25 protein-coding genes and 1 other RNA gene are annotated in these 24,687 nt (G+C 54.2%); 18 read left to right on the top strand and 8 right to left on the bottom strand.

Annotation, left to right across the window (positions count from 1 at the left end):
- The first annotated feature begins 60 nt into the window (after positions 1–60).
- From ACLHV9_RS20505 to ACLHV9_RS20495, 3 genes are all read left to right on the top strand, one after another.
- Complete coding sequence (locus ACLHV9_RS20505; RefSeq protein ID WP_028016968.1) at positions 61–915, top strand: small-conductance mechanosensitive channel MscS; 855 nt, start codon at positions 61–63, stop codon at positions 913–915.
- Positions 916–1,060: 145 nt separating this feature from the next.
- A complete protein-coding gene (argO, locus tag ACLHV9_RS20500; RefSeq protein ID WP_021242063.1) occupies positions 1,061–1,696 on the top strand; it encodes an arginine exporter ArgO in 636 nt (211 codons plus the stop codon).
- A 93-nt stretch (positions 1,697–1,789) separates the two neighbouring features.
- On the top strand, positions 1,790–2,521 hold the full coding sequence (locus tag ACLHV9_RS20495) for an oxidative stress defense protein (protein ID WP_028016967.1): 732 nt from the start codon (positions 1,790–1,792) through the stop codon (positions 2,519–2,521).
- Positions 2,522–2,563: 42 nt separating this feature from the next.
- Here the strand turns inward: ACLHV9_RS20495 and argP are convergent, their stop codons facing one another.
- Positions 2,564–3,457, bottom strand: a complete 894-nt coding sequence (gene argP / locus ACLHV9_RS20490; RefSeq protein ID WP_008499727.1) for a DNA-binding transcriptional regulator ArgP — start codon at positions 3,455–3,457, stop codon at positions 2,564–2,566.
- A 127-nt stretch (positions 3,458–3,584) separates the two neighbouring features.
- Here argP and rpiA point away from each other — a divergent pair, with 127 nt between their 5' ends.
- A complete protein-coding gene (gene rpiA, locus ACLHV9_RS20485) occupies positions 3,585–4,244 on the top strand; it encodes a ribose-5-phosphate isomerase RpiA (RefSeq protein WP_003860091.1) in 660 nt (219 codons plus the stop codon).
- Positions 4,245–4,511: 267 nt separating this feature from the next.
- Positions 4,512–5,744, top strand: coding sequence for a phosphoglycerate dehydrogenase (gene serA / locus ACLHV9_RS20480; protein WP_028016965.1), 1,233 nt, complete (start codon positions 4,512–4,514; stop codon positions 5,742–5,744).
- 41 nt (positions 5,745–5,785) lie between these two features.
- Here serA and ACLHV9_RS20475 read toward each other — a convergent pair whose 3' ends face one another.
- From ACLHV9_RS20475 to zapA, 3 genes are all read right to left on the bottom strand, one after another.
- Entirely contained in the window at positions 5,786–6,382 is a 597-nt protein-coding gene (locus ACLHV9_RS20475) for a 5-formyltetrahydrofolate cyclo-ligase (RefSeq protein ID WP_028016964.1), read from the bottom strand.
- Between the two features lie 24 nt (positions 6,383–6,406).
- A non-coding RNA gene (gene ssrS / locus ACLHV9_RS20470) (6S RNA) lies at positions 6,407–6,590 on the bottom strand.
- A 41-nt stretch (positions 6,591–6,631) separates the two neighbouring features.
- Entirely contained in the window at positions 6,632–6,961 is a 330-nt protein-coding gene (gene zapA, locus ACLHV9_RS20465) for a cell division protein ZapA (protein ID WP_006811891.1), read from the bottom strand.
- A gap of 168 nt (positions 6,962–7,129) precedes the next feature.
- Between zapA and ACLHV9_RS20460 the strand changes: the two genes are divergently transcribed.
- The 8 genes from ACLHV9_RS20460 (at position 7,130) to ACLHV9_RS20425 (ending at position 17,160) form a co-directional block, all read left to right on the top strand.
- Positions 7,130–7,708 carry a YecA family protein gene (locus tag ACLHV9_RS20460; protein WP_028016963.1) on the top strand — a complete coding sequence of 193 codons (579 nt, stop codon included), beginning with the start codon at positions 7,130–7,132 and terminating at the stop codon, positions 7,706–7,708.
- A gap of 31 nt (positions 7,709–7,739) precedes the next feature.
- The gene (gene pepP, locus ACLHV9_RS20455) at positions 7,740–9,053 is read left to right on the top strand and encodes a Xaa-Pro aminopeptidase (RefSeq protein ID WP_108090752.1); all 1,314 of its coding nucleotides are present in this window, start codon (positions 7,740–7,742) and stop codon (positions 9,051–9,053) included.
- Positions 9,050–10,228, top strand: coding sequence for a 2-octaprenyl-6-methoxyphenyl hydroxylase (gene ubiH / locus ACLHV9_RS20450; RefSeq protein WP_128347287.1), 1,179 nt, complete (start codon positions 9,050–9,052; stop codon positions 10,226–10,228). The genes pepP and ubiH overlap by 4 nt, the downstream gene beginning before the upstream one ends.
- 12 nt (positions 10,229–10,240) lie before the next feature.
- On the top strand, positions 10,241–11,443 hold the full coding sequence (gene ubiI / locus ACLHV9_RS20445) for an FAD-dependent 2-octaprenylphenol hydroxylase (protein ID WP_028016960.1): 1,203 nt from the start codon (positions 10,241–10,243) through the stop codon (positions 11,441–11,443).
- 397 nt (positions 11,444–11,840) lie between these two features.
- Positions 11,841–12,935: a glycine cleavage system aminomethyltransferase GcvT gene (gcvT, locus tag ACLHV9_RS20440; RefSeq protein ID WP_108090418.1), complete on the top strand. Its 1,095-nt coding sequence runs from the start codon at positions 11,841–11,843 to the stop codon at positions 12,933–12,935.
- A gap of 23 nt (positions 12,936–12,958) precedes the next feature.
- On the top strand, positions 12,959–13,348 hold the full coding sequence (gene gcvH, locus ACLHV9_RS20435) for a glycine cleavage system protein GcvH (RefSeq protein ID WP_049004940.1): 390 nt from the start codon (positions 12,959–12,961) through the stop codon (positions 13,346–13,348).
- A 124-nt stretch (positions 13,349–13,472) separates the two neighbouring features.
- Entirely contained in the window at positions 13,473–16,346 is a 2,874-nt protein-coding gene (gene gcvP, locus ACLHV9_RS20430; protein WP_028016957.1) for an aminomethyl-transferring glycine dehydrogenase, read from the top strand.
- Between the two features lie 70 nt (positions 16,347–16,416).
- The gene (locus ACLHV9_RS20425; protein ID WP_407221031.1) at positions 16,417–17,160 is read left to right on the top strand and encodes an SDR family oxidoreductase; all 744 of its coding nucleotides are present in this window, start codon (positions 16,417–16,419) and stop codon (positions 17,158–17,160) included.
- A gap of 32 nt (positions 17,161–17,192) precedes the next feature.
- Here ACLHV9_RS20425 and bglA read toward each other — a convergent pair whose 3' ends face one another.
- Together bglA and ACLHV9_RS20415 are read right to left on the bottom strand one after the other, a co-directional pair.
- Positions 17,193–18,626 carry a 6-phospho-beta-glucosidase BglA gene (gene bglA / locus ACLHV9_RS20420; protein WP_028016955.1) on the bottom strand — a complete coding sequence of 478 codons (1,434 nt, stop codon included), beginning with the start codon at positions 18,624–18,626 and terminating at the stop codon, positions 17,193–17,195.
- A gap of 116 nt (positions 18,627–18,742) precedes the next feature.
- A complete protein-coding gene (locus ACLHV9_RS20415; protein ID WP_028016954.1) occupies positions 18,743–19,474 on the bottom strand; it encodes a MurR/RpiR family transcriptional regulator in 732 nt (243 codons plus the stop codon).
- Between the two features lie 266 nt (positions 19,475–19,740).
- Here ACLHV9_RS20415 and trhA point away from each other — a divergent pair, with 266 nt between their 5' ends.
- Complete coding sequence (trhA, locus tag ACLHV9_RS20410; protein ID WP_108090416.1) at positions 19,741–20,400, top strand: PAQR family membrane homeostasis protein TrhA; 660 nt, start codon at positions 19,741–19,743, stop codon at positions 20,398–20,400.
- An 83-nt stretch (positions 20,401–20,483) separates the two neighbouring features.
- Here the strand turns inward: trhA and ygfZ are convergent, their stop codons facing one another.
- A complete protein-coding gene (gene ygfZ / locus ACLHV9_RS20405; protein WP_108090415.1) occupies positions 20,484–21,464 on the bottom strand; it encodes a tRNA-modifying protein YgfZ in 981 nt (326 codons plus the stop codon).
- Between the two features lie 294 nt (positions 21,465–21,758).
- On the opposite strand from ygfZ, the gene sdhE reads away from it, so the two are divergent.
- On the top strand, positions 21,759–22,025 hold the full coding sequence (sdhE, locus tag ACLHV9_RS20400; RefSeq protein ID WP_010435322.1) for an FAD assembly factor SdhE: 267 nt from the start codon (positions 21,759–21,761) through the stop codon (positions 22,023–22,025).
- Positions 22,006–22,416, top strand: a complete 411-nt coding sequence (locus ACLHV9_RS20395; protein ID WP_028016951.1) for a protein YgfX — start codon at positions 22,006–22,008, stop codon at positions 22,414–22,416. Before sdhE ends, ACLHV9_RS20395 begins: the two co-directional genes overlap by 20 nt.
- A 6-nt stretch (positions 22,417–22,422) precedes the next feature.
- On the opposite strand, the gene fldB is transcribed toward ACLHV9_RS20395, so the two are convergent.
- Positions 22,423–22,944: a flavodoxin FldB gene (fldB, locus tag ACLHV9_RS20390; RefSeq protein WP_028016950.1), complete on the bottom strand. Its 522-nt coding sequence runs from the start codon at positions 22,942–22,944 to the stop codon at positions 22,423–22,425.
- 101 nt (positions 22,945–23,045) lie between these two features.
- On the opposite strand from fldB, the gene xerD reads away from it, so the two are divergent.
- The gene (gene xerD / locus ACLHV9_RS20385; protein ID WP_108090414.1) at positions 23,046–23,942 is read left to right on the top strand and encodes a site-specific tyrosine recombinase XerD; all 897 of its coding nucleotides are present in this window, start codon (positions 23,046–23,048) and stop codon (positions 23,940–23,942) included.
- 28 nt (positions 23,943–23,970) lie between these two features.
- Positions 23,971–24,684: a bifunctional protein-disulfide isomerase/oxidoreductase DsbC gene (dsbC, locus tag ACLHV9_RS20380; RefSeq protein WP_028016948.1), complete on the top strand. Its 714-nt coding sequence runs from the start codon at positions 23,971–23,973 to the stop codon at positions 24,682–24,684.
- Positions 24,685–24,687 lie beyond the last annotated feature (3 nt).

Raw genomic sequence — 24,687 nt, 5'->3', positions numbered from 1 at the left:
ACCTGCCTGTCTCCATGGGGGATGGATTTTTGTGTTTTGGTTTAACAAAAGGAAGAATAAATGGAACAACTCGATGTCGTAGACAGCATCAATAACGCCGGTACCTGGCTGGTGCGTAACCAGGAGTTGCTGCTGAGCTACGCCGTAAACATCGTAGCGGCTATTGCCATCCTCATCGTCGGGATGATCGTGGCACGTATCGTATCAAACACCGTCAACCGCGTGATGCGCGCCCGAAACATTGATGCCACGGTTGCAGATTTCCTCTCTGCACTGGTGCGCTACGGCATTATCGCCTTTACGCTGATTGCGGCGCTGGGACGCGTCGGCGTACAGACCGCATCGGTAATCGCCGTGCTTGGTGCAGCAGGTCTGGCTATTGGCCTTGCATTGCAGGGCTCGCTCTCGAATCTGGCCGCCGGCGTACTGCTGGTCACCTTCCGCCCATTCCGTTCTGGTGAGTACGTGGATCTTGGTGGGATTGCCGGAACGGTACTGCAGGTACAGATTTTCTCTACCACCCTGCGTACCGTTGATGGTCGTATTGTTGTTGTGCCAAACGGGAAAATTATTGCAGGCAACATCATCAACTTTTCCCGCGAACCTGTGCGCCGAAATGAGCTGATCATCAGCGTGGCATATGATTCCGATATCGATCAGGTGAAGTCGCTGATTAGCAATATCATTGCTTCAGACGATCGCATTCTGAAAGACAAAGAGCAGACCGTACGCCTGAACGAACTGGGTGCTTCTTCGATTAACTTCGTGGTACGTATCTGGAGCAAAAGCAGCGATCTGCAAAACGTTTACTGGGATGTTCTGGAGCGTATCAAACGTGAGTTCGATGCTAACGGCATCAGCTTCCCGTACCCGCAGATGGACGTAAACGTCAAAAAAGTCAAAGAAGCAGAATAACTTCACCACCAGGCCCGGTAAGCGCTAGCACCACCGGGCATTATTTTTATAAGCACGACTAATCCCCAATTAATATTATCAATTTCCTCTAATGTGATTCGCGCAGTATAGTCTGCTTCCAGAACAACACTGTGAGAGTTTCGTCATGTTATCCTATTACTTTCAAGGGCTTGCCTTAGGTGCGGCCATGATCCTTCCGCTTGGCCCGCAAAATGCGTTCGTGATGAACCAGGGCATTCGCCGCCAGTATCATCTGATGATTGCCCTGCTGTGCGCGGTAAGCGATTTGCTGCTGATCTGCGCCGGGATTTTTGGCGGTAGTGCATTGCTGATGCAGTCGCCGTGGCTTCTTGCATTGGTTACCTGGGGCGGCGTGGCGTTCCTGCTGTGGTACGGTTTTGGTGCACTGAAAACGGCCATGAGCAGCAACCTTGAGCTGGCAAGCGCTGAAGTTATGAAGCAGGGACGCTGGAAGATCATCGTCACCATGCTGGCGGTCACCTGGCTTAACCCGCACGTTTATCTCGATACTTTTGTGGTGCTGGGGAGCCTGGGCGGACAGCTGGATGTTGAGCCGAAGCGCTGGTTTGCGCTTGGCACGGTCAGCGCCTCTTTCCTCTGGTTCTTCGGTCTCGCCATACTTGCGGCTTGGCTGGCCCCTCGTCTTCGCACTGCTAAAGCGCAGCGGATCATCAACACGCTGGTGGGTCTCGTGATGTGGTTTATCGCCTTCCAGTTGGCAAAAGAGGGCATTCACCATGTCCAGGAATTGTTCAACTAAGCCATTGTCTTATGGACAACTGAACAAGACCCGCTAAGCTTGCTGGCATGCGCCCTGTTGTTGGGGCACTCTTCGCAACATGGAGGAATGACAGTGAAGTTTAAAGTGATGGCCCTGGCGGCATTAGTGAGTTTAGGTGCGGTGTCGGTGCAGGCAAGTGAACTGCCAGATGGTCCGCACATCGTCACTTCAGGCACTGCAAGTGTGGATGCGGTACCGGATGTTGCAACCCTGGCGATTGAAGTCAATGTGGCTGCGAAAGATGCGGCATCTGCCAAGAAGCAGGCTGACGATCGTGTTGCGCAATATCTCTCTTTTCTTGAGCAGAACGGTGTAGGTAAAAAAGATATCAACTCCGCTAACCTGCGTACTCAACCCGATTACGACTACCAGAACGGCAAAAGCATTCTGAAAGGCTACCGTGCTGTGCGTACTGTCGAAGTGACGGTGCGTCAACTGGACAAGCTGAATGCATTATTGGATGGCGCGCTGAAGGCGGGGCTGAACGAAATTCGCTCTGTGTCGCTGGGCGTTGCGCAACCGGAGAAATACAAAGACGAAGCGCGTAAAGCGGCGATTGATGATGCGATGCATCAGGCGCAACAGCTGGCCGCTGGCTTTAACAGCAAGCTCGGCCCGGTTTACAGCGTGCGTTACCACGTCTCTAACTATCAGCCAAGCCCGATGGTGCGGATGATGAAAGCCGATGCGGCGCCAGTATCTGCTCAGGAAACTTACGAGCAGCCGACGATCCAGTTCGACGATCAGGTCGATGTGGTGTTCCAGCTGGAGCCTGTTGCAGCACAGCAGAAAACAGCTCAGTAATCTGCAGGCCGGGTAAGGCGAAGCCGCCACCCGGCTTATTTTTTAATCCTGTCTCAACACCTTGTGCCCGTAAGCCAGTAGCGCATCGGTCACGTTGCGCATCATGCGGCTTTCCGGCGCAAAACGGTGCCAGTAGAGCATCCGGCGCTGATACAGCCCCGGCGTTAGGTCAATCAGCTCTCCGCTTTTCAACTCTTTCTCAATCTGCAGATGCGGGATCATGCAACAGGTGGTGCCTTGTCGCGCAAGCTGCACAAACGCTTCGGATGAGTTGACGATATGGCACGGTACGCTGCCCGGCGGCAGGTCAAAGTTTTGCTGCAGGAACGCCTGATGCATATCGTCCAGATGGTCGAACGCGACTGCTGGCGCTTTGAGCAGTGCGGCGCGGGTTACACCATTAGGGAAGTAGCGCTCGGCAAAGGCTTTTGAACCGACAAACAGGTAATCCAGAGCGCCTAACTGATCGACAAGACAGCTCGGCAGCGCCTGAGGCTGAATACTGACCGCACCAACCACTTCACCACGACGCAGGCGCTCCTGGGTACGGGTTTCATCTTCAACCTGCAAATTCAGGCGGATAGGGGAATCTGCTAATACCGGTGCCAGGGCCGGCAGCAGCCAGGTTGCCAGACTGTCGGCGTTGACCGCCAGAGAGAGCAGCAGTGGCGTAGAGCCCGTTTGTTCGTCACCCAGCCATTCATCTTCCAGTAGTTCAACCTGACGCAGCAGGGCGAGAAGCTTTTGCCCTTGCTCGGTTGGACGTGGCGGCACGGTACGTACCAGCAGCGGCTGGCCGAACATGTTTTCAAGCTGTTTGATACGCTGTGATACGGCGGACTGCGTGATGCAAAGCTTTTGCGCCGCGCGCTCAAAACCTCGTTCACGAATAACTGCATCAAGTGCCTGTAGTGTTCTGTAGTCCGGACGTTTCATCGTTCTGGCTGACTCCTTAATTTGGCTTATTCTGCACTATGACACAATTTTCCCTTTGTGACAGACGAATTCCACCTCACGTGTTCTATAATGCGGCCTAAGTTTTCACACCACAGGCAAAACGATCATGACGCAGGATGAACTGAAAAAAGCAGTAGGATGGGCCGCTCTCCAGTATGTACAGCCGGGTACCATTGTCGGTGTCGGTACGGGATCAACCGCGGCGCACTTTATCGATGCGCTGGGCACGATGAAGGGGCAAATCGAGGGCGCGGTTTCCAGCTCCGATGCTTCCACGGAAAAGCTGAAAAGCCTCGGCATTACCGTTTTCGATCTCAACGAAGTTGACCGTCTGGGGATTTACGTTGATGGCGCAGATGAGATTAACGGCCATATGCAGATGATCAAAGGCGGTGGTGCAGCGCTGACGCGTGAAAAAATCATCGCCTCCGTTGCGGACAAGTTCATCTGCATCGCGGACGCCTCCAAGCAGGTCGATATCCTGGGTAATTTCCCGCTGCCGGTGGAAGTGATCCCGATGGCCCGTAGCGCGGTTGCCCGTCAACTGGTGAAGCTGGGCGGTCGTCCGGAATATCGTCAGGGCGTAGTCACTGATAACGGTAACGTGATCCTCGACGTTCACGGTCTGGAAATCCTTGATGCTATCGCGCTGGAAAATGCCATCAACGGCATTCCAGGCGTAGTGACCGTAGGGCTATTCGCCAACCGTGGCGCGGATGTGGCGCTGATCGGTACCGCTGACGGCGTGAAAACCATCGTAAAATGATCTGACGGGGGGAGTCCTCCCCCCGCTAAAAAATTTTTGAAAAGCTAAATTCGGTGACTTGTGTCACGTTTTTACGCCTCTTTTGCCGATCCTGCCGCATTCGCAAATTTCTGTAGCATTTTCCTCTGTCATTTTACCCTGTATGACTTTTCTTCAGAGTGCCGACGCAAACGTTCATATTGCTGCAATAGTTTTTTTTGATATGTTGGCTATAGCGGATTTAAATCCAGCACAACATCAGTTCAGATAAAATACAGGGTCGGGTAAATGGCAAAGGTATCACTGGAGAAAGACAAGATTAAATTCCTGCTGGTAGAAGGCGTGCATCAGAAAGCGCTTGATAGCCTTCGTGCAGCGGGTTACACCAACATCGAATTTCACAAAGGCGCGCTGGACACCGAAGAGCTGAAAGCGGCCATCCGTGATGCCCACTTCATTGGTCTGCGATCCCGTACCCACCTGACTGAAGATGTAATTGCTGCGGCGGAAAAACTGGTTGCCATTGGCTGTTTCTGTATCGGCACCAATCAGGTCGATCTGAATGCAGCCGCCAAACGCGGTATTCCAGTGTTCAACGCCCCGTTCTCCAACACCCGTTCCGTGGCGGAGTTAGTGATTGGCGAGTTGTTGCTGCTGCTTCGCGGTATCCCTGAAGCTAACGCCAAAGCACACCGCGGAGTCTGGAATAAACTGGCAGCGGGGTCATATGAAGCCCGTGGTAAAAAACTGGGTATCATTGGTTATGGTCACATTGGTACTCAACTGGGGATTCTGGCTGAATCTCTCGGGATGCATGTCTATTTTTACGATATTGAAAGCAAGCTGCCTCTGGGTAACGCGACGCAGGTTCAGCACCTGTCTGATCTGCTGAACATGAGCGACGTGGTGAGCCTCCACGTGCCGGAAAATGCCTCCACCAAAAACATGATGGGCGCGGAAGAGCTGGCGCTGATGAAGCCGGGCTCACTGCTGATCAACGCCGCGCGCGGCACGGTTGTCGATATCCCGGCACTGGCGGATGCGCTGAAGCGTAAGCATCTGGCGGGTGCGGCCATCGACGTCTTCCCGACGGAGCCTGCGACCAACAGCGATCCGTTTAATTCTCCGCTGTGCGAGTTCGATAACGTGATCCTGACGCCACACATTGGCGGCTCGACCCAGGAAGCGCAGGAGAACATCGGTCTGGAAGTGGCGGGTAAACTGAGCAAATATTCTGACAACGGTTCTACGCTCTCTGCGGTGAACTTCCCGGAAGTGTCTCTGCCGCTGCACGGTGGTCGTCGCTTGCTGCACATTCACGAAAACCGTCCGGGTGTGCTGACCGCCATTAACCAGATCTTTGCCGAGCAGAGCGTCAACATCGCCGCGCAGTATCTGCAGACGAATTCTCAGATGGGTTATGTGGTGATTGATATTGAAGCGGATGACGATGTTGCCGAGAAAGCACTGCAGAGCATGAAGGCGCTTCCGGGGACGATTCGCGCGCGTCTGCTGTACTGATTGTGTTGTGTCGGGTGGCGGCTGCGCCACCCGGCTTTATTCTACCAGGTCCAGGTTTTACTGGGCGTCACCACCGCCGGCAGCGGCACATCCCATTTTTCCACCGGCAATGCCTCAACGCCCTGACAATCATGCGCGTAACCCACCGGCTGTAGCCCATACTGCTGCCAGTTTTGCAGCGTCCGGTCGTAAAAGCCGCCGCCCATCCCTAAACGCTGGCCCTGTTCATCAAACGCCACCAGAGGCGTAATCAGCACATCCAGCTGTGACAGCGGCAGCACGTCACGAACATCCAGTTTTGGCTCAGTGATTTTCAGACGATTCACGACCAGCTCGCTGTGCGGGTGGTAGTGAAGAAACAGTAGATTACCTTCGCTAAACGGATGCAGCACTGGCAGGTAAACCTTCTTCCCGGCTCGCCAGAGTTGCTCAATGAGAGGTTGGGTATCCAGCTCGCCATCAAATGAGAGAAACAAGGCGACGGTATGCGCCATCACAACAGGCGGATACGCCATCATGCGCGCGGCAGCCTGCTGGGCAAAATGCGCTTGCTGATCGGAGGTTAACGCACGACGGCGTTGACGAATTAACTGACGAATGTCCTGGCGTGAAGCAGAAACTTCAGGGAATTGAGTCATGGTAGTCGGTAGAAGAAAAGAGAGGGAATCTCCGAGATGCCGCCGCAGGCTGTAACCCTTGAACCCTTGGTTCAAGGTGAATGTGTCGTCATAGTTTTAAGGCTTCTCGGACGGACCGAGCATGCTCACCAACCATGGAGCGCCACATTCTTGTGGTATGAAATATCGGCTCAGGGGACTGGCCCGCTTGCGAACATCTCAGAGAAATTTTGTCTTCACAGTTACTCTACCATAGTCAACTGAGAAGTGTTATTCAAACTTTGGTCCCGGTCTTTCGGGATTGCGACCTTGATCAAGCAATGCCTGTTCTATGGTCTGCTGGAGCATTTTAATGCGCTGCTCCATGCTTGCCGCGTAGTCGCGGGTCTTCGCTTTTTCCTGAGTCAGTTCATAGCTGATGTTCAACGCGGCGATGAAAACCAGCTGCTCAGTATTTGTGACTCTAGTGCGTTCTTTTAGATCTTGCAACCGCTGATTCAAATCGTCCGCTGCCTGATTCAAAGCATCCCTTTGTTCAGGCGGACAATTCACTCGCAGTGAACGGCCAAAAATCTGGAGATCGACGGGTTGTGCAGACATGCCACCTTCCTGCTGATTGACTGCGCTGCCTTCGCTTACTGCCCCGGGGGCCGCGAAGGGGCGACACTATAGCTACCCTGATGTGAAGATACAAGCCCTTTTCTGGTATCACCAGGGTCCAAAGTGGTAGCATATCATGAAACTTCCCCCCTTTGATGACGAATGCTCATGTCTATACAGAACGAAATGCCTGGTTACAACGATTTAAACCAGTTACTGAACCAGCAGGGAGTGGGTTTAACCCCTGCCGAAATGCACGGTTTGATCAGTGGCATGCTGTGCGGCGGAAACAGCGACAGCTCATGGCAGCCGCTGATCCACGACCTCACGAACGAAGGGCTGGCGTTTGGTCACGAGCTGGCGGAAGCGCTGCGTAAAATGCACGCCGCCATCAGTGATTCACTGGAAGATGATGGCTTCCTTTTTCAGCTTTATCTGCCTGAGGGCGATGACGTAAGCGTGTTTGATCGCGCTGATGCGCTGGCAGGGTGGGTAAACCACTATCTGCTGGGGCTGGGTGTGACACAGCCTAAACTCGATAAAGTGACCGGCGAAGCCGGTGAAGCGATCGACGACCTGCGTAACATTGCACAGCTTGGTTACGATGAAGACGAAGACCAGGAAGAGCTGGAAATGTCTCTCGAAGAGATCATCGAGTATGTGCGCGTGGCGGCGTTGCTGTGCCACGACAACTTTACGCGCTCACAGCCGACCGCGCCGGAAGTCCGCAAACCAACCTTACATTAAGAAAAATAACGCACAGGAGGGTGTCATGGTTATCTCGAATCAAGAGTATTCGCGCCGCCGCCAGGCGCTGCTCGCCAAAATGCAGCCGGGAAGCGCTGCGCTGATTTTTGCCGCGCCCGAAGTAACGCGCAGTGCCGACAGCGAATATCCCTATCGCCAGAGCAGCGATTTCTGGTACTTCACCGGCTTTAACGAGCCGGAAGCGGTACTGGTGCTGATTAAAAGCAATGACACCCACAACCACAGCGTGATTTTCAACCGCGTACGCGATCTGACGGCCGAAATCTGGTTTGGCCGCCGCTTAGGCCAGGAGGCCGCGCCGGCGAAGCTGGGCGTTGACCGTGCGCTGGCGTTTAGCGAAATCAATCAGCAGCTCTATCAGTTGTTGAATGGTCTGGATGTGCTTTACCACGCCCAGGGCGAATACGCGTATGCCGATGAAATAGTCTTTACTGCCCTGGATAAGCTGCGCAAAGGCTCGCGGCAGAACCTGTCCGCCCCCGCCACGCTCACAGACTGGCGTCCGGTCGTGCATGAGATGCGCCTGTTCAAGTCCGAAGAAGAACTGAATTTGATGCGTCGGGCAGGTGAAATCAGCGCGCTGGCGCACACCCGAGCGATGGAGAAATGCCGTCCCGGAATGTTCGAATACCAGCTGGAAGGCGAAATTCACCACGAATTTAACCGCCACGGCGCGCGTTATCCCTCTTACAACACCATCGTTGGCGGCGGAGAAAACGGCTGCATTCTGCATTACACCGAAAACGAAAGTGCGCTGCGCGACGGCGATCTGGTGCTGATTGACGCCGGTTGCGAATATCAGGGCTACGCGGGGGACATCACCCGTACCTTCCCGGTGAACGGTAAATTCTCACCGGCGCAGCGCGCGATTTACGACATCGTCCTGGAATCGCTTGAAACGGCGCTCAGGTTGTATCGCCCCGGGACCTCCATCCAGGAAGTGACCGGCGAAGTTGTGCGCATCATGATTACCGGCCTGGTTAAGCTCGGTATTCTGAAAGGGGACGTAGACACTCTGATTGCTGAAAATGCACATCGACCGTATTTTATGCACGGCCTGAGCCACTGGTTGGGGCTGGATGTGCATGATGTGGGGGCGTATGGCGCAGAGCGTTCGCGCGTGCTGGAGCCGGGCATGGTATTAACCGTGGAGCCGGGTCTGTATATCGCGCCGGATGCCGACGTGCCTGAAGAGTACCGCGGGATTGGCATCCGCATTGAAGACGATATCGTCATTACCGAAAGCGGCAACGAGAACCTGACGGCCAGCGTGGTCAAAAATGCTGACGATATCGAGGCGCTGATGGCAGCGGCACACAAATGAGCGTGATTATTGTTGGCGGCGGAATGACGGGGGCCACGCTGGCACTCGCTATTTCGCACATGACACAGGGGAAACTCCCGGTGCATCTGGTGGAGGCCGTTGCTCCAGAGGCTTCAGACCACCCCGGTTTTGATGCCCGCGCCATTGCGCTGGCGCAGGGGACATGTCAGCAACTGTCGCGAATTGGTATCTGGCAGGCAATTGCCGACTGTGCGACGGCGATCAACACCGTTCATGTTAGCGATCGCGGTCATGCGGGTTTTGTCACGCTGGATGCGCAGGATTATCGTATTGATGCCCTAGGGCAGGTTGTTGAGCTGCACGACGTCGGATTACGTCTGTTCCGTCAGCTCCAGGATGCACCAGGCGTCACGCTGCATTGTCCGGCGCGTTTGGCCAGTTTTAGTCGCACTGAAGGGGCGGTCAGTGTAACGCTGGAAAATGGCACTGTTCTTGAAGGCCAGCTTCTGGTTGCCGCAGATGGTTCTCGATCTTCGCTCGGCACCCAGTGTGGTATCGAGTGGCGTCAGCAGGCTTATGGTCAGGTGGCGGTCATCGCGAATGTCTCCACGGCCGGAGCGCACAGCGGCAGGGCGTTTGAACGTTTTACACAGCATGGTCCGCTGGCGATGCTGCCGATGTCGAACGGACGCTGCTCGCTGGTGTGGTGCCATCCCCAGAGTAAGTCTGAAGAGATTCAGTCCTGGTCCGACGAACGTTTTTGCACTGAGTTGCAAAAAGCCTTTGGCTGGCGGCTGGGACAGATCGCTCATGCAGGCAAGCGGACGGTATATCCGTTGTCGCTGACGACAGCGTCTCAATCCATCTCGCATCGTGTCGTGCTAGTGGGCAATGCCGCGCAGACGCTGCATCCGATTGCGGGTCAGGGCTTTAACCTCGGGTTACGTGATGTCATGAGCCTTGCTGAAACCCTTTCGCAAGCGTGGGGTGAGCAAAAAGATTGCGGTGCGTACTCAGTGCTAAGCCATTACCAGAAGCGACGTCAGGCGGATAAAGAGGCGACGATTGGTGTCACTGATGGCCTGGTTCATCTTTTTGCCAATCGCTGGGCGCCGCTGGTTGCGGGCCGTAACCTCGGGCTGATGGCGATGGAATTATTCATTCCGGCACGTGACGTGCTGGCGCAGCGGACCCTGGGTTGGGTCGCGCGTTAAGGAGTTATCACCGTGCAAAATGTTGATGTCGCCATCGTTGGCGGCGGAATGGTTGGACTGGCGCTGGCCTGTGGTTTACAGGGCAGCGGCCTGCGCGTGGCCGTGCTGGAGCAAAAGCAGCCCCAGCGTGTCGCACAGGATGCGCCGCCGGAACTCCGCGTCTCGGCAATTAATGCGGCCAGCGAAAAGCTGCTGACGCGCCTTGGTGTCTGGTCAGATATCGTGGCGCAGCGTGTCAGTTGCTATCACGGCATGGAAGTATGGGATAAAGACAGCTTTGGTCATATCGCTTTTGATGACGAAAGTATGGGCTATAGCCATCTCGGTCACATCATCGAGAATGCCGTTATCCATCATGCGCTGTGGCAAAAAGCGCAGTCATGTAACGATGTTACCCTGATGGCACCTGCACAAATCCAGCAGGTCGCGTGGGGTGAAAACGAGGCGTTTATTACCCTGCAAAGCGGCGACATGTTGACTGCACGTCTGGTCGTTGGCGCTGATGGTGCGAACTCCTGGCTGCGTAATAAAGCCGATATTCCGCTGACGTTCTGGGATTATCGTCATCATGCTCTGGTGGCGACAATCCGCACTGAAGAGCCGCACGGCGGTGTCGCGCGTCAGATCTTCCACAATGACGGCATTCTGGCCTTCCTGCCGTTAAGCGATCCGCATCTGTGCTCGATTGTCTGGTCCCTGGTGCCAGAAAAAGCGCAGCTGATGCAGGAGGCCACGCCAGATGCGTTCAACCAGGCACTGTGTATGGCGTTTGATAACCGTCTTGGGTTATGCACGCTTGAGAGCGAGCGTCTGGTGTTTCCGTTAACCGGACGCTACGCGCGTCAGTTTGCGGCTCACCGTCTGGCGCTGGTGGGGGATGCGGCACACACAATTCATCCGCTGGCCGGGCAGGGCGTTAACCTTGGCTTTATGGATGCGGCAGAGCTGGTTGAAGAACTGCGTCGTCTGCATCGTGAAGGGAAAGACATTGGTCAGCATCTGTATCTGCGTCGCTATGAGCGTAGCCGCAAGCACAGCGCGGCAATGATGCTGGCGGGCATGCAGGGTTTCCGTGAGTTGTTTGCCGGTGCCAATCCGGCGAAAAAACTGCTACGCGACATCGGCCTCAAGCTCGCTGATACGCTTCCCGGCGTTAAACCTCAGCTTCTTCGTCAGGCGATGGGTCTTAACGACCTACCGGACTGGCTACGCTAATTTAGAACCCCGTCACATTTTATTTTCCCGGCCTCTGTGCCGGGGAAATTCCCTCGTTTGAAATATTCTAATTTCACCTCATTTTTCGCATTAGATAATCTAATCTGGCTGATTTTATGTTACGGAAATTTGGCCCATATTTCCGCAGGAAATATCACCATGTGCTAAATCCTGTTAGATCATTGTTAATTTTGTGCGGGGTTAATCGCATTTTTCCAGTGAATAACTCTGTAGGCTTTTCAGCGTTTTTTGGTCATAAGCTAATGTGATGACCCATTTTACCTTATGGTTAATCGCCGGTTTCGGTGGTAAGTTCAGGTAAAAGAGAACGTTTGCGTCGGCCCCTGAAAACGAGGCTGATACCGGGTTTCACGGTGAATTTTTCAACGAGGACAAGATGGCTCAACAGACTCCTTTGTACGAACAACACGTGTTATGCGGCGCCCGCATGGTGGACTTCCATGGCTGGATGATGCCGCTGCACTACGGCTCGCAGATTGATGAGCACCACGCGGTGCGCACCGATGCCGGTATGTTCGACGTGTCCCACATGACGATTGTCGATCTGCGCGGTAGCCGCACCCGGGAGTTTTTGCGTTATCTGCTGGCAAACGACGTCGCCAAACTCAAGACACCGGGTAAAGCGCTCTATACCGGCATGCTAAATGCCTCCGGCGGCGTGATTGACGACCTCATCGTCTATTACTTCACAGAAGATTTCTTCCGCCTCGTTGTTAACTCCGCTACCCGCGAAAAAGACCTCTCCTGGATTACCCAACATGCTGAACCTTATGCCATCGACATCACCGTTCGTGACGATCTGTCGCTGATCGCCGTACAGGGGCCGAACGCGCAGTCGAAAGCCGCTTCTCTGTTCAGCGATGAGCAGCGTAAAGCGACTGAAGGCATGAAGCCGTTCTTCGGCGTGCAGGCAGGTGATTTGTTTATCGCTACCACTGGCTATACCGGTGAAGCGGGTTACGAAATTGCGATGCCAAATGAGAAAGCCGCAGATTTCTGGCGTGCGCTGGTGGAAGCCGGTGTGAAGCCTGCGGGTCTGGGCGCGCGCGATACGCTGCGTCTGGAAGCGGGTATGAACCTCTACGGTCAGGAGATGGATGAAGGTGTCTCTCCGCTGGCGGCCAATATGGGCTGGACCATCGCGTGGGAACCTGCTGACCGTGAATTTATTGGCCGTGAAGCACTGGAAATTCAGCGTGAGAAGGGCACTGAACAACTGGTGGGTCTGGTGATGACCGAGAAAGGCGTACTGCGTGGTGAACTGCCGGTGCGTTTTACCGATGCTGATGGCAATCCTCGTGAAGGCGTGATCACCAGCGGTACCTTCTCCCCGACGCTGGGCTACAGTATTGCACTGGCACGCGTGCCTGCAGGCATTGGCGAAACGGCGGTAGTACAAATCCGCAACCGTGAAATGCCGGTCAACGTGACCAAACCGATTTTTGTTCGCGCCGGTAAGCCGGTCGCCTAATCATTTTTATCAGGAGAAATTCAATGAGCAATGTGCCAGCAGAACTGAAATACAGCAAAGAACACGAATGGCTGCGCAAAGAGGCGGACGGCACTTACACCGTAGGGATCACCGAGCACGCACAAGAGCTGCTGGGCGACATGGTGTTTGTTGATTTGCCAGAAGTGGGCACGACCGTAGGCGCAGGCGATGACTGCGCTGTGGCGGAGTCCGTAAAAGCGGCATCTGACATCTACGCCCCTGTGAGCGGCGAAATCGTTGCCGTCAACGACGCGCTGAGCGACTCCCCGGAGCTGGTCAACAGCGAGCCTTACGGCGAAGGCTGGATCTTTAAGATCAAAGCCAGCGACGAAGCGGAAGTTGCTGCACTGCTGGATGCGACCGCGTACGAAGCACTGCTAGAAGACGAGTAATTGTTAATCCCCCTCTCCCTTCGGGAGAGGGCAGGGGTGAGGGTGCTCATCTTCCCCTCACCCTAACCCTCTCCCTGTGGGAGAGGGAACTTAAATTCACTGCACGTTTCAGGAACCATCGCTCATGACACAGACTTTAAGCCAGCTTGAAAACCGTGGCGCCTTCATTGAACGTCACATTGGGCCGGATGCTCAGCAACAGCAGGAGATGCTGAAGACAGTTGGCGCGGATTCATTAAACGCACTGATCGGCCAGATTGTGCCAAAAGATATCCAGCTTGCCACGCCGCCTCAGGTGGGGGAAGCCACTACGGAGTTCGCCGCACTGGCGGAGCTGAAGGCCATTGCCGGCCTGAACAAGCGCTACAAGTCTTACATTGGCATGGGCTACACCAACGTGCAGTTACCGCCGGTTATCCTGCGCAATATGCTGGAAAATCCAGGCTGGTACACCGCTTATACCCCTTATCAGCCAGAAGTGTCTCAGGGCCGTCTGGAAGCGCTGCTGAATTTCCAGCAGGTAACGCTGGATCTGACTGGCCTGGATATCGCTTCCGCGTCTCTGTTGGACGAAGCGACTGCCGCGGCAGAAGCCATGGCAATGGCCAAACGCGTAAGCAAGCTGAAAAATGCGAACCGCTTCTTCGTGGCCGCCGATGTTCATCCGCAAACCCTGGACGTTGTTCGCACCCGTGCGGAAACCTTCGGTTTTGACGTGATTGTCGACGATGCAGACAAAGTGCTGGATCATCAGGACGTCTTCGGCGTGCTGCTGCAGCAGGTAGGCACCACCGGTGAAGTTCACGACTACAGCGCACTGATTGCCGAGCTAAAATCCCGCAAGGTAGTGGTCAGCGTCGCCGCTGATTTTATGGCGCTGGTATTGCTGACTGCGCCGGGCAAACAGGGCGCGGATATTGTCTTCGGCTCTGCACAGCGCTTCGGTGTGCCGATGGGCTACGGTGGCCCACACGCGGCGTTCTTCGCTGCAAAAGATGAATTCAAACGCTCCATGCCGGGCCGTATTATCGGGGTCTCAAAAGACGCTGCCGGTAACACTGCGCTGCGCATGGCGATGCAGACTCGTGAGCAGCATATCCGCCGCGAGAAAGCGAACTCCAACATTTGTACCTCGCAGGTTCTGCTGGCCAACATCGCCAGCCTGTACGCGGTCTTCCACGGTCCGGTTGGCCTGAAACGTATTGCCAGCCGTATTCACCGCCTGGCGGATATTCTGGCCTGCGGCCTGCAACAGAAAGGCCTCAAGCTGCGTCATGCCCATTACTTTGACACGCTGTGTGTTGAAGTGGCAGACAAAGCAGCAGTACTGGCGCGTGCGGATGCCGCGGAGATCAACCTGCGCAGCGATATTCACAACGCGGTCGGCATTACGCTGGATGAAAGCACCACCCGCGACGATATCCTGAACCTGTTTAACGTGTTGCTGGGTGATGCACACGGGCTGGACATTGATACGCTCGATAAAGAGGTTGCCCTCGACAGCCGTTCTATCCAGCAAAGCATGCTGCGTGATGATGCGATCCTGACGCATCCGGTCTTCAATCGCTACCACAGCGAAACCGAGATGATGCGCTATATGCATTCTCTGGAGCGCAAAGATCTGGCGCTGAATCAGGCGATGATCCCTCTGGGTTCTTGCACCATGAAGTTGAACGCCGCTGCTGAGATGATCCCTATCACCTGGCCTGAGTTCTCTGAACTGCACCCGTTCTGCCCACCTGAGCAGGCGGAAGGTTATCACCTGATGATCAATCAGCTTTCCGACTGGCTGGTGAAGCTGACGGGGTATGACGCGCTCTGTATGCAGCCAAACTCCGGTGCGCAGGGTGAATATGCTGGTCTGCTGGCGATTCGTCATTATCACGAAAGCCGTAACGAAGGGCATCGTGATATCTGCCTGATCCCAAGCTCCGCACACGGTACCAACCCGGCCTCTGCCCAGATGGCGGGCATGGAAGTGGTGGTGGTGGCTTGCGATAAGAACGGTAACATTGACCTCGCCGACCTGCGTGCAAAAGCCGAACAGGCTGGCGACAAGCTCTCCTGCATCATGGTGACCTACCCGTCAACCCACGGCGTGTACGAAGAGACTATCCGTGAAGTGTGCGAAGTGGTGCACCAGTTCGGCGGTCAGGTGTACCTCGACGGCGCGAACATGAACGCCCAGGTCGGTATTACTTCTCCGGGCTTTATCGGCGCGGATGTGTCGCACCTGAACCTGCATAAAACTTTCTGCATTCCGCACGGCGGTGGCGGCCCGGGTATGGGGCCAATCGGCGTGAAAGCACACCTGGCACCGTTTGTTCCGGGTCACAGCGTAGTGCAAATCGAGGGGATGCTGACCCGTCAGGGCGCGGTCTCTGCGGCACCGTTTGGCAGCGCCTCTATTCTGCCAATCAGCTGGATGTACATCCGCATGATGGGTGCAGAAGGGCTGAAGCAGGCAAGCCAGGTGGCGATCCTGAACGCCAACTATATTGCGACTCGCCTGAAGTCTGCTTTCCCGGTGCTCTATACCGGCCGTGATGGTCGCGTGGCGCACGAGTGCATTCTGGATATTCGTCCACTGAAAGAGCAGAGCGGCATCAGCGAACTGGATATCGCCAAGCGTCTGATCGACTACGGATTCCACGCCCCGACTATGTCGTTCCCGGTAGCGGGTACGCTGATGGTGGAGCCAACGGAGTCCGAAAGCAAAGCCGAGCTGGACCGCTTTATTGATGCGATGCTGGCGATCCGCATGGAGATCGATCGCGTGCTGGACGGCGAGTGGACGCTGGAAGATAACCCGCTGGTTAACGCACCGCACACCCAGCATGAGATGGTGGCAGAGTGGAACCACGGTTATTCCCGCGAACTGGCGGTCTTCCCGGCAGGTGTGGCAAACAAATACTGGCCGACCGTGAAGCGTCTTGATGACGTCTACGGCGACCGTAACCTGTTCTGCTCCTGCGTGCCGATGAGCGAATACCAGTAATATTGTTGGTGTAGTAACCCAGGCCGGGTAAGGCGTAGCCGCCACCCGGCTTTTTTATTGGGAGAAGAGAATGGGCATTGCACTTGTAACAGGCGCCAGCCGCGGCATCGGGAAAGCCACCGCGCTGCAGCTGGCACGCGAAGGCTATACCGTAGCGGTGAATTATCATCACAACATTAAAGCCGCGACGGACGTCATCAGGCAGATCGTTGAAGCGGGCGGTAAAGCCTTTGCCGTCCGCGCAGATATCAGCGATGAAGCCCAGGTGATGGCGATGTTCGACAGCCTCGATCGTGAAGGTGAGCCGCTTTGTGCGTTGGTCAATAATGCGGGGATTCTGTTTGAGCAATCCACTATCGAGAATCTCTCCGCTGAGCGCATTAACCGCGTCCTGGCGACCAACGTCACAGGTTACTTTCTCTGTTGTCGTGAGGCAGTAAAGCGCATGTCCTTCAAACATGGCGGCAAGGGTGGGGCGATAGTGAATGTCTCTTCCGCGGCGTCGCGCCTGGGCGCGCCGGGTGAATATGTGGATTATGCCGCGTCCAAGGGGGCGGTGGATTCGCTGACAACCGGGTTAGCGCTCGAGGTAGCGGCGCAGGGCATTCGCGTAAACTGCGTGCGACCGGGACTGATTTATACCGATATCCACGCCTCAGGCGGGGAACCGGGGCGCGTGGATCGCGTGAAATCGTTGCTGCCGATGCAGCGCGGCGGCCAGCCGGAAGAGGTGGCGCAGGCGATTGTCTGGCTGCTGAGCGAGAAGGCGTCGTACGTCACGGGCAGTTTTATAGAGCTGGCTGGCGGAAAATAAATGCCGGGTAGCGTCATGCCACCCGGAAAAAATTACAGCGCCTCGCCGTTGCTGGCAATCACGCCTTTATACCACTCGAAGCTTTTCTTACGGGAACGCGACATGTCGCCAGTACCGTCGTCGTGTTTGTTCACATAGATAAAGCCGTAGCGCTTGCTGTACTGGCCGGTGGTGAACGACACGCAGTCGATGCAGCCCCACGGGGTATACCCCATAAGATCCACACCATCGTGCGTGACCGCCTTCATCATTTCTTCCACATGAGCACGCAGATAGTCGATGCGATAGTCATCGTTGATGCTGCCGTCTTCTTCTACTTTGTCGTATGCGCCAAAACCGTTTTCTACGATAAACAGCGGTTTCTGATAACGCTCGTACAGCTCACACAGGGAATAGCGCAGGCCAACTGGATCAATCTGCCAGCCCCAGTCAGACGCTTTCACATGTGGGTTCGGTACGCTGCCCTCAAAGCCGGAAATGGCATCACCGGTGCCGCCTTCTGCTTTCACGGCGTTGGTCATGTAATAGCTGAAACCTAAATAGTCACAGGTTCCTTCACGCAGGATCTCTTCGTCACCCGCTTCCATTTTGATGGAGAAACCACGGCGTTCCCACTCGTTCAGCACATAAGATGGGTAGTAACCACGCAGCTGGACGTCAGTAAAGACATAGCGCTCGCGCATGGATTCCTGAGCAAACATCACATCTTCTGGTTTGCAGGAGAATGGATAGAGTGCAACCATCGCCAGCATGCAGCCGACTTTCATCTCTGGGTTAATACGACGGGCGGCTTTTACCGCCAGAGCGCTGGCCACGAACTGGTGGTGCAGCACCTGATACATGGTTTCTTCCGGGTTGTCGTGCTCGGTATAGACCACCCCAGAGCAGCAGTAGCCGAACAGCGGCGCGCGCCAGTTGCGCTGGTTGTTGATTTCGTTAAAGGTCATCCAGTATTTGACCTTGTTTTTGTAGCGCTCAAATACCACTTCCGCGAAGCGCACAAAGAAATCGACCACTTTACGGTTAGTCCAGCTGCCATACTCCTGAACCAGATGCAGCGGCATTTCGAAGTGGGAGAGGGTGATGACCGGCTCGATGTTGTATTTGAGCAGCTCGTCGAACATGTCGTCGTAGAACTTCAGTCCTTCTTCGTTTGGCTGTGTCTCATCCCCTTTCGGGAAGATGCGGGTCCAGGCGATAGAGGTACGGAAGCACTTGAAGCCCATTTCCGCAAACAGCTTGATGTCTTCTTTGTAGTGACCGTGGAAATCAATCGCTTCATGGTTTGGGTAGTATTTACCCGGCACCACTTCCCGGGTGATTTCGCGCGGAACGCCGTGTGCGCCACCGGTCAATACGTCGCAGATGCTTGGCCCTTTACCGCCTTTGTTCCAGCCGCCTTCAACCTGGTGAGCGGCAACTGCGCCACCCCATAAAAAATCTTTTGGTAAGGTCAATTTTTTCATCATTACTATTCTCAATATATGGCTTATTGATTTCGAGTCTAGCAAAGTGAAATTAAATGTCACGATATAACAATTTGTGTGAAATGTGATTTGTCACATCAAAAAAACAGGGTGTTTTATTCTGTCAATTTCTTCGCCAGTTTGCGGCCGAGAGATTCCAGAATATAGATAACGGGGATTTGCGTGGTGATATCATAAACGCCCCCAATACGCGTCTGGGGGACATGCCATGAGAGATTAAAGTCTGCCAGCTTTGCCAGACGCGAGTGTTCGTGGCTGGTAATGGAGAGCACCTTGCAGTGATGCAGGCTGAACTGGCTGGCGAAACGCAGGATCTCCTCAGTCTCACCGGAGACAGAAAGCACAATCGCCAGCGCATTTTTCGCCATATCATTGGTGACCGGGAAATAAGGATCGTCGATATGGTTGCTGAATTTACCAATATTTGAAAAGAAACGTGCGCCATATTTTGCCAGAGAGCCTGACGTACCCGCGCCGACAAATATAATTCGCTCAGAAGACAAAATAATATCTACCGCGTTATCTAATAACGCATCGAACTCTTCATTATTCACGCTTTTAAAGAAGCTGATAATTTCGCTGGTACCGAAGTTTGCCTGCTGGGGCTCGTTTTGCTCCAGATAGAGTTTGAAGCGTACGCGAAATTCAGAATAACCTTCGCAGTTGAGCTTGCGGCAAAAGCGCAGGATCGTAGTGGTTGAGACACCAGCCGCGTCCGCCAGCTCGCGGATGGTCATGTACATGACTTTGTCACGATTTTTAATGACATAGTTGTAGACCATCATCTCCAGATTATTGAGACTGGCAATGGCGGTGTGGGTGAACATAGTCACAATGGCAAAACTCTCATTCAGACCTCATCCGTCCATCATAACATGCAGCCAGATTGCAGGATCCAATTTTATGCTATTGATTCATAATGATTAAATTTTTATGTGAACAAATGTTAGGTGAATAAATTATTTATGTATATGATTTTTATATACAAAAAATCATGATGAAAATATTTTAGCTAACAGGTGTTCACTGGAATCATTCTCAGTTAGCATAGTCTTGCGATGAATAATCATCTTTTGTTTTCCCGGAGTTTTGTATGGCGAGCAGACCATTAATCGCACAGGGATATTCGCTGGCTGAGGAAATAGCCAACAGCATCAGCCACGGCATTGGCCTGGTGTTTGGGATTGTCGGTTTAGTATTATTGCTGGTGCAGGCGGTAGACACCAATGCCAGCGCGATGGCCATTACCAGCTATAGCCTGTATGGCGGGAGTATGATCCTGCTGTTTCTGGCCTCTACGCTGTATCACGCAATTCCGCATCAACGGGCCAAGATGTGGCTTAAGAAATTTGACCACTGTGCCATCTATCTTCTTATTGCCGGTACCTATACGCCTTTTCTGCTGGTGGGGCTCGATTCACCGCTCGCCCGCGGCCTGATGATTGTTATCTGGAGCCTGGCACTGCTGGGGATCCTGTTTAAGCTGACGATTGCCCACCGGTTTAAGATATTTTCACTGGTGACCTATCTGACGATGGGCTGGCTGTCGCTGATTGTGGTTTATCAGTTGGCAATCAAACTGGCGGCGGGTGGGGTAACATTGCTGGCTGTTGGCGGGGTGGTTTATTCGCTGGGCGTGATTTTCTACGTTTGCAAGCGTATCCCTTACAACCACGCTATCTGGCACGGTTTTGTACTGGGCGGCAGCGTGTGTCACTTCCTGGCGATTTATTTGTACGTGGGGCAGGTGTAGTTTTTGTCGGGTGGCGGCTGCGCCTTACCCGACCTACGGGATCTGTAGGCCCGGTAAGCGCAGCGCTACCGGGCGATACAGAATTACTCTTCCAGCGAATACGGTAGTGGTTCAATACTCAATGTATTGGCATCGTCACGCACGCGGAACACGCTATTGGCTTCCATGTCATTATTCATAACGGCCTGAACCAGAAGACGGCCATCTTCCAGCTGTACGGCTGCTAACACGGTGCCGGTGCGGCGCCAGTTATCACCCATCTTCAGCTCTAAATCTTCGCCCGCTTCAGGTACACGGCTGGCATGACCCGCCAGTGTCCACAGCGCACGTTTGTTTGCCCCGCGGAATTTTGCACGAGCCACCATCTCCTGGCCGGTGTAACAGCCTTTCTTAAAGCTGATACCACCCAGAGCCTGGAGGTTGGTTGCCTGAGGAATAAACTGCGCGCTGTTTGCTGCGTCAATCACCGGCAGACCTGCTTCAATGTTCAGTGCCAACCACTGCTGACTGTTGTTGAACTGGGCCTCACCGCGTAGCGCCTCAGTCACGCGCTCTGCTGTGGCGGCATCCGTCACTAACAGGAAACGCTCCTCCGGGTGTTCGAACCACAGGATAGAGCTAGCACCTTCGCTGACCACCTGTTTTTCTGCATCGGGCAATTCGCTGAACAGATTTTTCAGCGCGGCACGCGCCTGAAAACCCGCCACACCCAGCAGGATATGTGCGTCGTCCGGGGCAATCGTGACTTTGGAAAAGACGGCGTACTTTTTCAGCTCTTTGAGTTGGGCGTCTTGCAGGCTACGGCGCTCAATAAAGGCAAAGCCGTCCTGACGGCGGAAGAGACGCAGGTTGCTCCACATTTTGCCTTTAGGGTCGCAATGTGCGGCCAGCAGGTGCTGGTGTTCAGTCATCTGGCTGACATCGGCGGTCACCTGACCCTGCAAGTATTTTTCGGCATCGGCACCGGTGAGTGTTGCCAGCGCCCAGTCATCAAGAGAAATAAGCGTCAGCGGCAGACGCGCAGAGGCGGCGGGCTGGCGAGGAGAAAATGGTGTAAATGCCATAACGATATCCTGAATTGCTTAACGCTTTGATAATGCCTAATGGTAAAAGAGCCTGCTGGCAATGCAAGCGCTTTCAGCAGGCCATTTGTGCCATCAACCGGTTCTGCGTAACGCCACGCAAAATAGTGTAATCCGCTGTCTTCGTGGGGTTTATTCTGGAAGCCTGCTTGTAGATCGCAAGATTCCAGTAAAGAAACGGTCAAAAACACGTTACACTAGCTGGTGTCCCCGTAGCGAAATCAAGAACACTGAACGGGGTACCGACTGTGCCAAACGTAATGCAGGAAACAGAACATGGATATTAACAACAAGGCCCGTATTCACTGGGCATGCCGTCGCGGCATGCGTGAACTTGATATTTCCATCATGCCTTTCTTCGAATATGAGTATGACAGCTTAAGCGATGATGATAAGCGTCTGTTTGTTCGCCTGCTTGAGTCTGACGATCCAGATTTATTCAACTGGCTGATGAACCACGGCAAACCCGCCGACACCGAGTTGCAACGGATGGTGCAATTAATTCAAACACGGAATCGGGAACGTGGTCCTGTGGCAATCTGATCTTCGCGTCTCGTGGCGTTCTCAGTGGATGTCTTTATTGCTCCACGGCCTGGTTGCGGCCATTGTATTACTGATGCCATGGCCGTTGAGCTATACGCCTCTGTGGCTGCTGTTACTGTCATTTGTCGTTTTTGACAGCGTACGCAGCCAGCGTCGCATTAATGCCCGTCAGGGAGAAATTAAACTCCTGATGGATTCCCGCCTGCGCTGGCAGGGTAAAGAGTGGGATATTCTCGGGATGCCCTGGATGCTCAACTCCGGCATGATGTTACGGTTACGCAATGTGGACGGTGGGCGTTGTCAGCATCTGTGGTTGGCGGCTGACAGTATGGATGCTTCAGAGTGGCGAGACCTGCGCCGGATGTTATTGCAACAGTCGACGCAGGAGTAAAGTGCGTTAGCTAAACTGTTCTGCCATTTCGCCCAGAATCTGCTCGCACCAGGTTTGCAGGCGATCATCGCTGAGATCGTACTGGTTGGTTTCATCCAGCGCGAGTCCAACAAACAGCTCGCCATCGGCAATAATCGGCTTTTTACTGGTGAACTCATACCCTTCGGTTGGCCAGTAGCCGATAAACGTAACGCCTTTCGGTACCAGTTTATCGTGCAGCATGCCGAGTGCATCCAGGAACCATTCTCCGTAACCTAATTGATCACCCATGCCGTACATGGCGATAATTTTGCCGCTGAGGTTGAGCGTATCAAGCTGGTCCCAGATAGCTTCCCAGTCTTCCTGTATCTCACCGAAATCCCAGGTTGGGATACCGAGGATCAACACGTCGTACTGCTCCATCAGTGTGAGTGCGTCATCTTTCAGGTTATGCAACGTCACCAGTTCCGGGCCAATGATGTCGCGAATTTTCTCTGCCGCCATTTCGGTGTAGCAGGTGCTGGAACCATAGAACAGACCAATATTCATCGCGTAACTATCTCAATTCTTGCTTTGACTTTGCGCGTAGTGTACCAGAAACCTGTAGCAATCAGGCATAATGGCCTGACTGCAGAATCAAAGGGGCTGATGTGGAAAAGGATCTCGCACTGATCGAACAGTTTCTCGACGCACTGTGGCTGGAGAAAAACCTGGCTGAGAATACGCTCAGTGCGTACCGGCGCGATCTCACCATGCTGGTGGAGTGGCTGGCACACCGTGGGCTGTCTCTTGCGAGCGCACAAAGTGACGACCTTCAGGCACTGCTCGGTGAACGTGTAGAAGGGGGATACAAAGCGACCAGCTCTGCGCGCTTGCTCAGCGCCATGCGTCGGCTGTTCCAGCACCTCTATCGTGAGAAAATTCGCGAAGACGATCCCAGCGCGCTGCTGGCATCCCCGAAACTTCCGCAGCGGCTGCCGAAAGATCTTAGCGAAGCACAAGTTGAGAGATTATTACAGTCACCCGCAGTTGACCTGCCGCTGGAGTTACGCGATAAAGCCATGCTTGAGCTATTGTATGCTACCGGCTTGCGCGTTTCTGAACTGGTTGGTCTGACGATGAGCGACATCAGCCTGCGTCAGGGTGTGGTTCGTGTAATCGGTAAAGGAAACAAGGAAAGGCTGGTACCGCTGGGAGAAGAGGCGGTTTACTGGCTGGAAACGTACCTGGAGCACGGCCGTCCGTGGTTGCTCAATGGTGCTTCTATCGATGTTCTGTTCCCGAGCCAGCGCGCGCAGCAGATGACACGGCAAACGTTCTGGCATCGCATCAAGCATTACGCCACACTGGCGGGTATCGACAGTGAAAAGCTTTCGCCGCACGTATTGCGTCATGCTTTCGCGACGCATCTGTTAAACCACGGCGCTGATTTACGCGTGGTGCAGATGTTGCTGGGGCATAGCGACCTTTCCACGACGCAAATTTATACTCATGTCGCGACGGAACGCCTGCGGCAGCTACACCAACAGCACCACCCTCGTGCGTGAGTGCCGACGAATTGTAACAGGATCAAATATGAAAAAGTCTTTTGCGCTGTTCACCCTGCTGGCAGCCTCATTTACCGGTTTCGCCCATGCGGATGACGCCGCAATCAAACAGTCGCTGGCTAAGCTTGGCGTCACGGGTAGCGATATTCAGCCAGCACCGGTTGCTGGCATGAAAACGGTGCTGACGAGCAGCGGCGTGCTGTATGTCACCGAAGACGGCAAACACATTATTCAGGGGCCAATGTACGATGTGAGCGGCGCGCAGCCGGTAAACGTCACCAACCAGCTGCTGATGAAAAACCTGAACGCGCTCGAAAAAGAGATGATTGTCTACAAAGCGGCGCAGGAAAAACACGTTATTACCGTCTTCACTGACATCACCTGTGGCTACTGCCACAAACTGCATGAAGAGATGAAAGACTACAACGCGCTGGGCATTACCGTGCGTTACCTGGCTTTCCCACGTGCAGGCGTGCAGAGCCAGCCAGAGCAGGATATGAAAGCTATTTGGTGTGCAAAAGACCGCAACAAAGCGTTTGATGATGCGATGAACGGTAAAGCTGTTACACCTGCATCCTGCGACATTGACATTGCCAACCACTATGCACTGGGCGTGCAATTTGGCGTGAGCGGTACGCCGGCGATTGTCCTGAGCAACGGCTATGTTGTTCCAGGTTACCAGGGACCAAAAGAGATGAAAGAGTTCCTCGACGCGCACCAGAAACAGTTTGGTGGTAAATAATCC

Origin of the sequence: Enterobacter sp. CPE_E890, from assembly GCF_046521475.1 — a bacterium.
Taxonomy (GTDB): Bacteria; Pseudomonadota; Gammaproteobacteria; order Enterobacterales; family Enterobacteriaceae; genus Enterobacter; species Enterobacter adelaidei.
This window is presented reverse-complemented; position numbering and strand designations above follow the sequence as displayed.

Excerpts from the sequence above, each read along its gene's own strand:
- argO (WP_021242063.1), top strand. The coding sequence starts at position 1,061 with ATGTTATCCTATTACTTTCAAGGGCTTGCCTTAGGTGCGGCCATGATC.
- ygfZ (WP_108090415.1), bottom strand. The coding sequence starts at position 21,464 with ATGGCATTTACACCATTTTCTCCTCGCCAGCCCGCCGCCTCTGCGCGT.
- serA (WP_028016965.1), top strand. The coding sequence starts at position 4,512 with ATGGCAAAGGTATCACTGGAGAAAGACAAGATTAAATTCCTGCTGGTA.
- gcvT (WP_108090418.1), top strand. The coding sequence starts at position 11,841 with ATGGCTCAACAGACTCCTTTGTACGAACAACACGTGTTATGCGGCGCC.
- fldB (WP_028016950.1), bottom strand. The coding sequence starts at position 22,944 with ATGAATATTGGTCTGTTCTATGGTTCCAGCACCTGCTACACCGAAATG.
- ACLHV9_RS20475 (WP_028016964.1), bottom strand. The coding sequence starts at position 6,382 with ATGACTCAATTCCCTGAAGTTTCTGCTTCACGCCAGGACATTCGTCAG.
- dsbC (WP_028016948.1), top strand. The coding sequence starts at position 23,971 with ATGAAAAAGTCTTTTGCGCTGTTCACCCTGCTGGCAGCCTCATTTACC.
- trhA (WP_108090416.1), top strand. The coding sequence starts at position 19,741 with ATGGCGAGCAGACCATTAATCGCACAGGGATATTCGCTGGCTGAGGAA.
- ACLHV9_RS20425 (WP_407221031.1), top strand. The coding sequence starts at position 16,417 with ATGGGCATTGCACTTGTAACAGGCGCCAGCCGCGGCATCGGGAAAGCC.
- zapA (WP_006811891.1), bottom strand. The coding sequence starts at position 6,961 with ATGTCTGCACAACCCGTCGATCTCCAGATTTTTGGCCGTTCACTGCGA.
- rpiA (WP_003860091.1), top strand. The coding sequence starts at position 3,585 with ATGACGCAGGATGAACTGAAAAAAGCAGTAGGATGGGCCGCTCTCCAG.
- ACLHV9_RS20415 (WP_028016954.1), bottom strand. The coding sequence starts at position 19,474 with ATGTTCACCCACACCGCCATTGCCAGTCTCAATAATCTGGAGATGATG.
- ACLHV9_RS20460 (WP_028016963.1), top strand. The coding sequence starts at position 7,130 with ATGTCTATACAGAACGAAATGCCTGGTTACAACGATTTAAACCAGTTA.
- bglA (WP_028016955.1), bottom strand. The coding sequence starts at position 18,626 with ATGAAAAAATTGACCTTACCAAAAGATTTTTTATGGGGTGGCGCAGTT.
- ubiH (WP_128347287.1), top strand. The coding sequence starts at position 9,050 with ATGAGCGTGATTATTGTTGGCGGCGGAATGACGGGGGCCACGCTGGCA.
- sdhE (WP_010435322.1), top strand. The coding sequence starts at position 21,759 with ATGGATATTAACAACAAGGCCCGTATTCACTGGGCATGCCGTCGCGGC.
- ACLHV9_RS20505 (WP_028016968.1), top strand. The coding sequence starts at position 61 with ATGGAACAACTCGATGTCGTAGACAGCATCAATAACGCCGGTACCTGG.
- gcvP (WP_028016957.1), top strand. The coding sequence starts at position 13,473 with ATGACACAGACTTTAAGCCAGCTTGAAAACCGTGGCGCCTTCATTGAA.
- gcvH (WP_049004940.1), top strand. The coding sequence starts at position 12,959 with ATGAGCAATGTGCCAGCAGAACTGAAATACAGCAAAGAACACGAATGG.
- argP (WP_008499727.1), bottom strand. The coding sequence starts at position 3,457 with ATGAAACGTCCGGACTACAGAACACTACAGGCACTTGATGCAGTTATT.